This window comes from Agrobacterium sp. D14 (assembly GCF_001526505.1).
Classification (GTDB): domain Bacteria; phylum Pseudomonadota; class Alphaproteobacteria; order Rhizobiales; family Rhizobiaceae; genus Agrobacterium; species Agrobacterium leguminum.
This window is the reverse complement of sequence record NZ_ASXX01000068.1, coordinates 46,580-59,206: the sequence shown is the minus strand read 5'-3', so window position 1 is coordinate 59,206 and position 12,627 is coordinate 46,580. Positions and strand designations below refer to the sequence as shown.

The window sequence follows — 12,627 nt, the reverse complement described above, 5'->3', positions numbered from 1 at the left end:
AATTAGGCCGCAAGACCGCAGGCGTTCAGCATGGTCTTGAGCTTGGTCTGCACCTCGGCCCATTCGGATTCGGGCTCCGAGGCCTCCACGATGCCCGCGCCGGCGAAGAGCCGCACGGTTTCCCGCTGCACGGTGCCGCAACGGATCGTCACCACCCATTCGCCATTCCCTTGCGAATCCGTCCAGCCGACCATGCCGGTGAAGAGGCCGCGCTCGAAAGGCTCGACGAAGCGGATGAGGCGATGGGCGCGCTCGGTGGGGAAGCCGCAGACGGCTGGCGTCGGGTGCAGCAGGCAGGCAAGCTGCAGCGCATTGGTTTCCGGATCGGCGAGACGGCCTTCGATGCGGGTCGAAAGATGCCAGAGTGCCGCCGTGTTGATGAGGGAGGGTTTTTCGGGAACATCGAGTTCCGCGCAGACCGGCGAAAGCAGCGAGCGGATATCCTCGATGACGAGGCTATGCTCGTAATGGTCCTTTTCCGAAGCCGAGAGCCGATCCGCATTGGCCTTGTCCGCCGCCGGATCGACCATGCGTTTTGCCGATCCCGCCAGCGGGTTCGAGATGATTTTCTCGCCCTGCTTGCGAATCAGAAGTTCCGGGCTGACGCCGATCAGGTCGCCGCCATCGGGCAGCGGAATGCGGAACTGGTAACCTTCGCGGTTCTGTTTGGCGAGGCTCGCCAGCAATCTTTCGACATTGACCTCGGAGGCGAAAGTCAGTTCACGCATGACGGAAAGCACCGCCTTGCGGACTTCGGAATGGCGGAAATTGACGATGGCGTGTTCGACGGCGTGCTTGAAACCGCTCTCGTCCGGCAGGCTGTTCTGGCCGACAAGGGCGGGCATGGCCGAATCGGCGACGATCGGTTCCGCACCCTTGGAATTCCATTCATAGTTGTATGGAATATACAGGCATGAAGGTTCGCTGACATCGAAGGGGATCGCGCCGATGGCGATGGGGTTCTCCTGTCCCTCCCGCTGCGCACGCTCGAAGGCGCCGGCCAGTGCCTGCTGCAGCGGGCTGGCAATGTCTTCGCCGCCCCGGGCGGGAATCGCTATCTTTTCGCGAATGCCCTTGGCGCGCAATTGCCCGCTGCCGGAAGTAAACAGAAATTCTCTATTAAATTCAGTAATTTCGTCGGATTCGACGTCATTCGTCCTGAGTGCTCCCGTTTTCATGGGATGCCTCCTGTGCGAGTGGTTGACGATGGTTTATACTTGAGTATGCTAATCATGTTTTGTCAACCGGTTCAAATTCACATGCTAAATTTAACCCCCATGCAGGTGGCCTATTGGGTCGGCCGCGAGGCGGATGGAATACTCGGGAAAGTTACGCCGCATCTCTACCTCGAATTCGACGGGCAGGCGGTGGATGCGGAAAAACTGGCCGTTGCCGTGGAAAGGCTCTGCCGGCGTCACCCCATGCTGAGCCTCAGGATCGATGCTGAAGGCCATCAGTCCGTCGATCCTGCCGGCCGGCCGCTCCGCCTCGATGTGGAGGACATGACCGCGCTTGATTCGGAGGCGCTTGCACGCCGTCTTGAGGCGAAGCGCGAGGAATGGAGCCATCGCCGGGCCGATTTACGCATTGCCGCACCGGCGGCGATCTCGCTCAGCCTGTTGCCGGAGGGACCTTGCCGTCTGCATGTGGACACAGACATGCTGGCCGTCGATCCGGCCAGCGTGCGGATCGTGATGGAAGACCTTGCCCGCTTTTACGAGACGGCGTCAGGCGCAGCCGAAATCCGGACTTTCGAACCGGTAACTCCGTCGTTTTTCGACTGGGCGGAACGTCTCATGTCCGATCCGGACTTGAGGGGCTTGCGCGAAAGGGACCGCCTGTGGTGGCGGCAACGGCTTGCCGATGTTCCGGACGCTCCGCCGCTGCCGTTTCTGTCCGATGACCCCTCGCGCGCCGTTCACACGGACCGGCTCGCCACGCTGCTTTCTGCGGCGGAGCGCAGCAGCCTGGAGCGGACAGCGCGGCGTTTTTCCGTGACGACGTCGACCCTTCTGCTCGGCGTTTTCGCACTGGCGCTGTCGCAGGCGGCGGGGGCGGAAAAATTCCGGCTTTCCGTGCCGGGTTTCTGGCGCGCGCCGCTGGTGCAAGGGGTCGATGAGATCGTCGGCGAGTTTTCCAACGTGCTCGTGCTCGGCGTCGACATCAGGCCTGAAGAAACGCTTGAAGCGCTGCTCGGCAGGCTATTCGATGAGATGAACGGGCTTCTCGCACACCAGTCCTATCCGGGCGTCAGCGCCATGCGCGATCTCTCCCGCCAGCGCGGTGGTTTGCAGACCTCGCCGGTGGTTTTCACCGCCGGGGTCGATCTTCCGGGTGGGGAGCTGTTTTCGGAACGGGTCGGGCGGGTGTTCGGTCCGATGGTCCACACCGTCTCGCAGGGGCCGGGGGTCGCGCTGGATGCGCAGGTGGCGGCGGTGGATGGCGGTCTGCTGATCAACTGGGATGTGCGGCTCGATGCGCTGCCGGAACGCTGGCTGCGCGCCTTGTTCGAAACCTACGCCGCTCTTCTCCGCCAGATCGCGGAAAGCCCAGATCTCGCTTGCGAAAGCGTGGAGCGATTGGTCGCGCAGCGGTCGGAAACGGCAGCCGAGGCAAAAGGAAAACCCATGGAGCGTCCTCTTTCACCCCTGCAACAGGCCTATCTGCTCGGGCGCGGCACCCATCTGCCGCTGAGCGGCGTGGCGATGCAGGAGTTTCGCGAATATCGCGGCGATATCGACCCGGAACTGCTGCGGTCGCGGCTTGCCGCGATGGTCGCGAGACATGAAAGCCTGCGCACCCGCATCGACGAGCGACGTCTGGTGCAGATGGTCTCCGATGAGCCGAAGATCAATCTCGATCTCGTCGATCTTTCGGCCATGTCTGTTCCGCAAGCCGAAGCAAGGATCGGCGCGGTGCGACGGGATTTCTCCCATGCACATTTCGATCTCGCAGCCTCGCCATGGCAGGTCACGGTGTTTCTTACGCCGGATGCAGGGCCGACGGGGCATAAGGTCGTGGTCTTCCTGCGTTTCGACGCGCTTATCCTTGATGGGCGGGCCATTGCCAGCCTCGCGGCGGAACTCTTCGATGGTGTCGTGCCGCCGGAAGCCGCCGCTACGGTCGGAACGCCGAAGGAGGATATCTCGGCGGCCCGTGCCGGGGATGCCGCCTATTGGGCTGAAAAGTTGAAAGATGCCGAGGTGCCTTCGCAACTGCCGTGGAAAGCACCGCTCGAAACCATTCCCACCTCGCGTTACAGCCGCCAGAGCCTGACTGTCGAAAAACAGCGTTTCACCGCCTTTTCGCGCATCGGTGCGAAAGAGCGGCTGTTCAAGAATTCGGCGCTGACGGCCGTTATCCTCGATGTGCTCTCGCTCTGGCTCAACGAAGGCGCGCTCGTCGTCGGCATTCCCGTCGCGCCGCAGGTGGAAGGCGCCTTCGCCAACCGCTCCAGCTTCATTGCCGTCCAATGGGATGCGGCCAAGAATAGCTTTGCGGAGCGGGCGGCAGGCCTCCAGACGGATGTGCTGGAAGGGCTGAACCATCTCGCCTTTTCGGGTATCGATCTCAATCGTGTGCTTCTCAATGCCAATCCGGGCGGGCTCGCCTTGCCGGTGGTGATCACCAACGGTCTGACATGGCCGACGCTTTCATCCAAATCGACGATGCAATGGACCGGCGGGCTTACCCAGACGCCACAGGTGGCGCTGGATTTCCGCTTTTCGCAGAATCCGCAGGGCGATCTCGTCCTCGATATCGACTATGCCGAGCAGGCGATCGATGCGGCGGTGGTGGCGGATATTCTCGCCGCCATCGAACGCGCGATTGCCGGGATCGCCAATAGCGGCGCTTTCTCCTTCAACGCACGCGATATTGTCGACCTGTCCCACTACCGGCTGAACGGCGACGAAGGAAACTTCGTCTGCCCGCCATTTCTGGAACGGATCGCCGGCCATCTTTTCGAGGGCGACCCGTCGCGCACGGCGCTCGTCAGCGGCAAGCGGCGTATTGCCTATGGCGAACTCGCTCAGATGGTGGCAGGGGCGATGGCGGGCCTCAGGGCGCGCGGCATCGGCCGGGGCGATGTCGTGGCCGTGTGCCTGCCGCGCAGCCCGGAACATACGGCCATCACGCTCGCCGCAGCGCTGATGGGGGCTGTCTGGGTGCCGGTCGATGCCGGCTCGCCGGAAGATCGCCTGCGCTATCTGCTGACCAATTGCCGCCCGGCCGTCATCGTCGCCCGGAGCGTTCCGCAGGGTTTCGACGCCGTCGATCCGGCGGCGCTTCTGTCCACGCCCGCACCGGCTGGCGCACCCGTTAGCATGGCGGAGGTGTCGGCGCTCTCCCAAAGCGAGGAGCCTGCCTATTATCTCTATACCTCCGGCACGACGGGCAAACCGAAATGCGTCGTGCTTTCCAACCGCGCCACGGCCAATGTCGTTGGCAGCACGCTTGCGGAATGGGCGGTGACGGATGGCGACGTGTTCATCTCCGTCACGCCGCTGCATCACGACATGTCCGTCTTCGATGTTTTCGGCGCGTTGGTCGCCGGCGCGACCCTGGTGTTGCCGGAACCGGGCGAGGAAAAGGATGCGGTGCGCTGGAACGAGCTGGTGGCCGAACATGGCGTCACGCTCTGGTGCTCGGTGCCGGCCATCCTCGAAATGCTTCTCTCCTGCTGCCGTGGCGACCAGCTTGCCTCGCTGCGGCTCGTGGCGCAGGGCGGCGATTACATCAAGCCGATGATTATCGAAGAGCTTCGCAGATTGAAGCCCGGCCTGCGGCTGATATCGCTCGGCGGGCCGACTGAAACGACGATCTGGAGCATCTGGCACGAGATCGTAGCGGAAGATGTGGCGGCTGTGCCATATGGCCACCCGCTGCCCGCCAATCGTTATTTCGTCCTCAACGATCAGGGTGGCCATTGCCCGGCCGGTGTCGTCGGCCGCATCCATACGGCCGGCGTGAATGTCGCTATCGGCTATCTCGAAGATGGCGCGATTACCCAGACGGATTTCGTGACGGTTGCCGATCCGGAAGGAAACCCCGTGCGCGCCTTCCGCACCGGAGACCGGGGCCGTTACCGGCCGGATGGCAAGATCATGTTTGCCAGCCGCGTCAATGGTTACGTCAAGGTGCGCGGCGTGCGCGTTTCGCTGCCGGATGTGGAAAACGAGCTTATCCGCCATCCTTCCATCCAGCGCGTTCTGGTGGTGGATTACGGCGTCGAACAAAAGGGCGAAGCGGCCATCGGCGTGCTTTACGTCGTTGCGTCGGGCCTTGAACTCTCGACCGCCGATCTGCGCAATTTTGCCCGCCAGCATCTGCCGGAATCGCATGTGCCCGGCCGGTTTCTCAAGGTCGACGATCTGCCGCTCTCGGCCAATGGCAAGCCTGATCGCCGTCGCGCCCGCGAATTGCTGACAGGTGCTGCGGAACCGGCAAAAATCTCCGCCTCTGCTGCTCCCGCCGTCGATCAGGGCGACCGTAGGGTGCTGGATATCTATCTCGGCGTGCTGGGTAAAAAACCGGCGAATGTGGATGCGAACAGCGACCTGCTGGCGCTCGGTCTTCTGCCTTCGCATCTGAAAACCGTCTCGGCTGAAATCCGCACTGCCTTCGGCGTGGAGCTCACACCGCAGCAGCTTCTGCGGTGCCGCAACGCCAGGCAGGTGACTTCGCTCCTGGCCGCCCGGGCGGCGTGAACCCAATCATTTCGGGCGGCACTTCGCGCCCGATAACGGAAATTGTGCAAGGAAAAACAGATGGCGCATATCGATCCTGCCGGCGGCTGGCTTCCACTGACGCAGCCGCAACTCGATTTCTGGGAGGAGTTTTCCTTCCATCCCGACGAGCCGGTTTCCACGGTCGCCCATTATATCGATCTTTCCGGTGCGGTGAATGAAAGCGCGCTCATCGAGGCGATCAAACGCACCGTGCGCGAATCCGAAGTCCTGTCGATCCGTTTTCGCATCGGCGACGACGGCGAGACGCCGCAGCAACGCTGCGACCCGAGCCATGCCCCGGTGGTGGAGCTTGTCGATCTCCGTGGCGATTCCGCTCCCCTGGAAGAGGCGCTGCGGCGCATGAACGCGGATGTGGAAGCAAGGCTCGATCTTAGAACCGACAGGCTTTCGGCGCAGCTGCTCTACCGTATCGCCGACGATCGTTACCTCTGGTACATCCGCGCCCATCATATCGTCGTTGATGGTTATGGCCTGACGCTGGTGGAGCAGCGCTGCGGTCAGCTTTACGGGCACTATTGCGGCAAGGGCGAAGCGGGTCCGGATTTCCACCCCTTCGGCGATTTCCTTGCCGAAGAGGATGCCTATAAGCAAAGCCGGCGTTTTGAAAAGGACCGCGATTTCTGGGCGGCCTATCTTGCCGCACCCGCCGATCTGCCGGTGCTGGACAAGGATTGCGAGGACTATGGCGGTGGCGGCCTGCATACGGACGCGGCCTTGCCGCAGGGTTTCAGCACGCGGTTGCAACAGGTGGCGGGCGCAATGGAGATCGGCTGGCCGGACCTTCTGGTGCTGCTTTCCGGCCTTTATCTCCACCGTGTCTTGCCGCGGCCGGATCGCGATGTGCTGACTTTGTGGCTGCCCTTCATGAGCCGCTGGGGCAGCGTCGGCGCGCATATGCCGGCCATGCTCGTCAATATTTTGCCCTTCCATCTCACCATCGAGCCGGGGGAGAGCCTCGGCGCATTTCTGACGCGCAACGCCGCCAATCTGCGAAAGCAGCGCCTGCATGGCCGCTACCGCATCGAGCAGATCGCCGCCGACCGGGAAATCCCGAAGGGCCGGCGGTTCTTCTTCTCGCCGCTCATCAATGTCCTGCCCTTCAGCGCGCCGGTCTTTGCCGGGCTTACCGTTATCAGGCACATCCTTGCCAACGGTCCCGGCGACGGTTTCAACCTGACCTTCCGTGGCGAAGATGACGGCAGCGAGCTGAACCTGCATATCGATGCGGATTCAGCGCTGACGCAAGCGGAGGATTTCGCCCGTTACCGCGAGGAGTTGCCATTGTTCCTCGATGCCATGCTGCGCGAAGAAGCGCTGACGCTTGCGGCGGCGGAGGCGTCCACGGTGTTCCGTCTGGCGGTTTGAGGGGGATGACGACTGTGGGTGAATGCCGGGCCGGCTTCAGAGTGTGAGGCCGGGCATACGTTGCCGATAAAGACGGACAACCCCTTTTCCGTCATGCCGGACTAGATCCGGCATCCAGCCACGGCGCGTCTGCGCCGTGAACGGATTCTTTCGCGATCAAGGACTTGATCGCACTGGACCCCGGACCAAGCCCGGGGTGACGGCGTGCGGATGCAGCGGCCGCGCCAATGCATTCTCATCAGCGTTCATAGACAAAAATAACCCGGCTCCGCTAAGGCGAAGCCGGGTTTTCCTTGCGCAATTCCAGCTCAGGCGAGCGTTGTCAGCACGCGGCTCGAAGCGCCGGCTTCGGCAAAGCGGCTGAAGACGCCGCTGGTGGTGTTGCGCAGCCGCTCGACGTCCTGCGGGCCGTAGCGGTCCGAACGGTAGCTCATCAGCACGCGAATGGAGCGCTCGCCGCCGATCGTCTCTTCCATCACCTCGAATTGCAGTCCCAGCATGGATTCATGCTTGTCGGGGTCGATCTGGCGGAACTCCACCGGCTTGCCATCCGGCCCGGCAAGGGTGCCGTTCAGCTTGTTCTTGGCGTGGATCTGGATGAAGACCTCGAACAGATGGTCGCGGCCGGGCGTCATGCCCAGCGCTTCCTCGACGAGATCGATCGGGATTTCGCTATGTTCCAGCGAGCCGTTGATGGTGTTCTTCACCGAAGAAATCAGGTCGCCGACGGTCATTGTCTCGCCGAAACGCACGCGATGGGCGACAACCGTGGTGAAATAACCGATCGTATCGAAATAGCCGCTATCGGTGCGGCCCGAAGCCGAGGTGCCGACCACGAGATCGCTCAACCCGCCGAGATGGCGCAGCGATGCGGCGATGGCAGCATAGACCACGTTGAACAGCGAGGCGCTGTTCTGCTTGGCAATGGCGTAAAGCCCGTCGCTGACATGTTTTTCGAGCTTGAACTCGATCCAGCCGCCCGCCGGTGCTTCGTACTGCGATGCCTCGTGCGGCGTGCCGTCCTGTCCGTTGAGGGTAAGGCCTTTCGGCGCATCCCGCAGCATATCGGTCCAGTAGGCAAGGTGGTCGGCATTGACGCCTGACGCGACCTGTTTTCTCGCAAATTCATGGAAGGGCGCCGGCTTGGTGGCAAAGACCGGGGCCTTGCCCGCCGCCCTTGCCCGGTAGGCCTCGGTCAGCTCGTCCATCATCAGGTTCACCGACCATTCGTCGAGCACGATGTGATGGAAGAGGAAGGAAAGCACCTGGCGGCCGGTCTGCGCATCCTTAAGGAAGCGCAGCCGCATCGGCAGTTCACGCGCCAGATCGAACCGCCAGCCGGCCTCCGCGTGCCGGTCCACACCCTGGCTTTCTTCGCTGGTCCAGAACCATTTGTAACCGGGCAGGTCGTGCATCGGCACGATCTTCTGCAGAACCGTATCGTTTTCGACGTAGAAATGGGTCCGCAGGCCGGGATGGCGCTCGATGATATCGAGGAAGGCGCATTCGAAGGCATTCTCATCCACCGGATCGAGGAAATCGAGTGCGAAGGGAATGTTGAAGATTTCGCCGAAACCGAAGGCGGCATAGGCCTTCCAGAGCGACATCTGCGCCAGCGAAAGCGGTGCGGTGAGCGAGCCGCTCGCCGTCGCTTCGGCCTGCGCGGGTGCTGCGGTTTCGAGCCGGGTCGCCTGTTTTGCGAGCGAGGCGGCGGTCGGGTAGCTGAACAGGTCGTTGAAGCGCAGCTCGATGCCGTGATTGCTGAGAAGACGTCCGATGATGCGCGTCGCAATCAGCGAATGGCCGCCGAAATCGAAGAAATCGTCATCCGGCCCCATCTCGGGCGAGACGAGCGCTTCACGGAATTCCGCAAGGATCGTTGCGACGGTGTCGTCGTTATCACCGGAGGCAGCGGGCGAAAGGGCTGCCTGCTGAGGTGCTGTCGCAGCATTTTGAGGGACGATGCCGGAAAAATCCGCGCCGCCTTCGAGATGGCTGATGAAGCGCTCCAGCAGGAAGGCCGTCGCGTGCGGCGATGTCTCCCTTCCGCCCGTCAATTCGAGGCGGATATCGCCGGCGGCTGTCGGACCGGCGGCAAGCGTCAGGCCGAGACCGGATTGCAGGGAGGGCAGGGACAGGTGCTCAAACTGGAGCCCATGCTCCGATATGGCTTGAACGGGTGTTGCAAGCGCCTGCAACGTGAAGGTGGCGGTTCCGCCCTCATTGTCGTTTCGCTGCTCCAGACCGGACAGCACGGCTTTTTCAGCCTGTTCGGGCGTTTGGTCGCGGGAGATCGCTACCCGTGCCGCAGCCTCGGCTGACATCGGCATCGAAGCGCCGACACCGGGCTGCAGGCGCAGGGTTACGGTCTCGGGACCGCCGTTTTTCGCCAGGAAAAGGGCAAAACGCGATCCGGCGCGGGCCAGAAGCGCATTCGTCGCCGTGGAGCTGTTGAGGCCGAGCAGGGTGGCGGGAAGATCGACGCCGTGGCTGTGGCTCGCCGGCCTGTCGATCCCGTTTTGCCGCAGCGCCACGACGGTCGAGCCGGAGGCCGGACGTTGCAGCCATTGAAGCGGAAGCGGGTCGACGCCGTCACTTTCGACCGCGCGCGGCGAAAGCGGTTTCGGTGTCTCACCGGCATAGGCCGCCGTAATGCCTTCCAGCAGGATTTGCGGCGAGAGGACTTCGCCGAGCAGGCCGTGGACCAGAAATGCCAGCAGGATTTCTCCTTCGCTTAAGAGCACGACGGCCTGAAACGGCGGGTCGGTCTCGGCATCGAAGGGCCTTGCCTGCAGGTCGTGCAGCAAGGTCAGGGTCTCGCCCGCCGATGGAACATGCAGCAGTTGCACGATCGATGCGGACGGGGCCTCGATGCTCTTGGCAAGCGTGCCGTCCTCGCCGAAGGCAAAGCGTGCACGAAGTTCGGGCCAGACCTCGCAAACCGTCTTCAGCGCCGAAGTCAGACGCAGCAGATCGCACTCTTCACCGATGCGATAGGCGAGAAGGGCCCGGAAGACCTGATCGGGATCCTGAAACTGCTCGAACCAGACCCGTTCTTCGTATTGGCTCGGCGGGGCTGCATCTCCCCTGTCGAAAGTTTCTTCGATGCGACGTGCGAGCATACGCGTATTGTCTGCTGCCATGGTCCTCTCCTTGGAAATATTCGGGAATCGCGCTCCGGCGCGAAAAGTGCTGTGTCGTGGGATCAATGTCCCGCGCGCGACCGTTCGATGAGCGCCTGCCAGGCGGCAAGCGTGGGCTGCCGGGCCAGATCGTCATAATCGAGCCGTGTCCCGGCAAGCTGGGAAAGCGGCGGCATCAGCCGCATGAGGGCTAGCGAATGAAGCCCGCGACCGAACAGGTTGTCCCCCGGTTCGATGTCGCGCACTTCATCCTCCAGAACCCTGGCGATAAGGGCCTTGAGTTCGGTCATCATCGTTTCCGCCTCCGGCATGTCGTCCGCCGCGATTGCCGGTTCATTCATCGAAATGATCGTGAACGCCGCTGGCGCCGCGCCGCCAGTAACCGGAAGCGCGAGTCCATTTGGGGTTGGCGCCGAATTCTTCGACCAGAAGGGCGCGAACCTCCTTTGCAGCCTTCGATTCGCAGGCGACCCAGCTGAAGAAATCGCCCTTCGGCAGGTCGAGCTTGCGCAGCGCGCCCGCCAGCGCGTTGTGGTCGGTTCCGTTTTCCGTCTTCTGTGTCACCCAGACGATAGACGCATCCGCCTTCGTCGTGAGCTCCAGCCGGTCGGCATCCGTCTCGACCTCGATCAGCGCGACGACGCGGGTGCCCTCAGGCATTTCCTCCAGCCGCCGCGCCAGCGCGGGAAGGCCGGTATCGTCGGCAATCAGCAGGTGCCAGTCGTAGGTGAAGGGAACGGTGAAGGAGCCGCGCGGACCGGCGATCCACGCTTTGTCACCCGCTTTGGCGGCTTTCGCCCAGTTGCTGGCGGGGCCGTCGTGATGGGTGGCGAAATCGATGGCGAGTTCGCCCTTTTCGGCGTCGAAGCCGCGCGGCGTGTAGTCGCGCGCCAGCGGGCGCGGCGCGCCTTCGGGGAATTCAATGCCGTTCGGGCCGATCACCGGCAGGCTCGGTTCGGTTTCGCCGGGCTGGGCAAAGAACATCTTGACGTGGTCGTCGAAACCGAGGCTCGCAAAGCCCTCCAGTTCCGGCCCGGTCAGGACGATGCGGACCATGGACCGGCTGAGCTTTTCGACGCGCGCGACATTGAGCGCGCGCAGCGCGACGGCGTGGCGATGGCGTTTGGGAGTGCGGTCCGGGATGGGGGAATCCATGGTTTCTGGCATGCTCATGCTGTTGTCTTTCCTGGGATATCGCCGACGGGTTCGGCGGTCTCGCTGTCCCGGGTCGGCGTGCTGGACGATCGCGCGTTGGGAATCTTAATCCGGCGCGATATTCCGGCGTCGTTGCGTCAAGATGCGCGAACCATAACAGGCGGTTTCGGCCCCGGCAATATAACTTTCTCCAAAAACTCAAGTTTATACCCGGCACATAAATCGTGCCGGGATTGGCTTTGGATAACGCCGTTCAGCGGCGGCCTGCCCAGCTTTCCACCTCATTCAATGTGTGCAGGGCGCTTGGAATGGAAGGCGTCGTGACCCTGGTGGAATCGAGGAAAACGATCCTTTTCTCGCGCGCCGGTTTTACGAAACGCTCCCAGCCGGGAATGATCTTTTCAAGGGCGGCGCGCGTTCCGGCCTCGCCGCGGGCGGGGCTGGTATAGCTGTTCATCACCACCAGCAGATCGGGATTGAGCTTGCCGAAGGCATCGGCGCTCAGCGGCATCATCAGGGTCGAGCCCATGCCGCCCGAAGAGGCGGCGTTGTCGATCTTCAGGCGGGTATAACCCAGATCCTCCAATGCCTGCACCGCGCCGGACATGTCGCCCACCGCATTGATCTGGTCGGTCAGCAGGATCGCGAGATAGGTCTTGCCCTTGATATCGTCGCCCAGCGTCTTTTTGACGGCGGCGAGCTTCGTGTCATAGGTCTTCCGGCGCTCGGCAAAGACATCGCTTCGCCCGACCAGGGCGGCAAGGTTTTCTTCGACGCTGAAACCGTAGGCATGGCCGGTGCTGACTTTTTGCAGATAGACGGGGGCGACGGTGGAGAGCTGTTCGGCCTTGCCGCCATCCATTTCCGTGGCGACGATCAGGTCCGGTTGAAGCGCCCGCAGTTTTTCGAGGTCGATCTGGCCGACCGCGCCGAAACCCTTCGGTTTCGTGCGGCCTTCACCGAGAACGGTGTCGACGAAGTCGACGGCGGTGGCGAATTTGCCGTCGCTGTTGCGGCCATAGGCGCCGACCACATTGGCGTCGAGATCCATCAGCGGCACGCCGAGCAGCGGCTCGTGCATGACGACGATGCGTTGCGGCTTTTCCGGAACGGAGACGGTGCGGCCGGCGGCATCGGTCACGCTGCGCTCGGCGGCGAGGCTCGTTCCGGCGGCCAGAAGTGCGGCGATGAGGATGGCAATTCGCATGGCATTC

7 protein-coding genes are annotated in these 12,627 nt (G+C 62.8%); 2 read left to right on the top strand and 5 right to left on the bottom strand.

All coding sequences use genetic code 11. The features are described from left to right. Nucleotides 1–2: 2 nt before the first annotated feature. On the bottom strand, nucleotides 3–1,178 hold the full coding sequence (locus L901_RS24725; RefSeq protein ID WP_059760939.1) for an isochorismate synthase MenF: 1,176 nt from the start codon (nucleotides 1,176–1,178) through the stop codon (nucleotides 3–5). 81 nt (nucleotides 1,179–1,259) lie between these two features. Between L901_RS24725 and L901_RS24720 the strand changes: the two genes are divergently transcribed. Together L901_RS24720 and L901_RS24715 are read left to right on the top strand one after the other, a co-directional pair. Next, on the top strand, nucleotides 1,260–5,708 hold the full coding sequence (locus tag L901_RS24720; RefSeq protein WP_082710823.1) for an amino acid adenylation domain-containing protein: 4,449 nt from the start codon (nucleotides 1,260–1,262) through the stop codon (nucleotides 5,706–5,708). Nucleotides 5,709–5,768: 60 nt separating this feature from the next. Continuing rightward, on the top strand, nucleotides 5,769–7,115 hold the full coding sequence (locus L901_RS24715; RefSeq protein WP_059760935.1) for a condensation domain-containing protein: 1,347 nt from the start codon (nucleotides 5,769–5,771) through the stop codon (nucleotides 7,113–7,115). A 308-nt stretch (nucleotides 7,116–7,423) separates the two neighbouring features. Here the strand turns inward: L901_RS24715 and L901_RS24710 are convergent, their stop codons facing one another. From L901_RS24710 to L901_RS24695, 4 genes are all read right to left on the bottom strand, one after another. Then, nucleotides 7,424–10,258 (bottom strand): condensation domain-containing protein, encoded by a 2,835-nt coding sequence (locus L901_RS24710; protein WP_059760933.1) that lies wholly within the window; start codon nucleotides 10,256–10,258, stop codon nucleotides 7,424–7,426. Nucleotides 10,259–10,320: 62 nt separating this feature from the next. Next, nucleotides 10,321–10,599, bottom strand: a complete 279-nt coding sequence (locus L901_RS24705; protein ID WP_059760931.1) for a phosphopantetheine-binding protein — start codon at nucleotides 10,597–10,599, stop codon at nucleotides 10,321–10,323. Beyond that, nucleotides 10,592–11,431, bottom strand: coding sequence for a siderophore-interacting protein (locus L901_RS24700; protein WP_059760929.1), 840 nt, complete (start codon nucleotides 11,429–11,431; stop codon nucleotides 10,592–10,594). The genes L901_RS24705 and L901_RS24700 overlap by 8 nt, the downstream gene beginning before the upstream one ends. A 235-nt stretch (nucleotides 11,432–11,666) precedes the next feature. Next, complete coding sequence (locus L901_RS24695) at nucleotides 11,667–12,620, bottom strand: ABC transporter substrate-binding protein (protein ID WP_020811034.1); 954 nt, start codon at nucleotides 12,618–12,620, stop codon at nucleotides 11,667–11,669. Between the last annotated feature and the right edge of the window lie 7 nt (nucleotides 12,621–12,627).

What these genes read in the sequence shown, in the direction of transcription:
- L901_RS24725 (WP_059760939.1), bottom strand. Translation starts at nt 1,178, where the DNA reads ATGAAAACGGGAGCACTCAGGACGAATGACGTCGAATCCGACGAAATT.
- L901_RS24710 (WP_059760933.1), bottom strand. Translation starts at nt 10,258, where the DNA reads ATGGCAGCAGACAATACGCGTATGCTCGCACGTCGCATCGAAGAAACT.
- L901_RS24720 (WP_082710823.1), top strand. Translation starts at nt 1,260, where the DNA reads ATGCTAAATTTAACCCCCATGCAGGTGGCCTATTGGGTCGGCCGCGAG.
- L901_RS24695 (WP_020811034.1), bottom strand. Translation starts at nt 12,620, where the DNA reads ATGCGAATTGCCATCCTCATCGCCGCACTTCTGGCCGCCGGAACGAGC.
- L901_RS24715 (WP_059760935.1), top strand. Translation starts at nt 5,769, where the DNA reads ATGGCGCATATCGATCCTGCCGGCGGCTGGCTTCCACTGACGCAGCCG.
- L901_RS24705 (WP_059760931.1), bottom strand. Translation starts at nt 10,599, where the DNA reads ATGAATGAACCGGCAATCGCGGCGGACGACATGCCGGAGGCGGAAACG.
- L901_RS24700 (WP_059760929.1), bottom strand. Translation starts at nt 11,431, where the DNA reads ATGAGCATGCCAGAAACCATGGATTCCCCCATCCCGGACCGCACTCCC.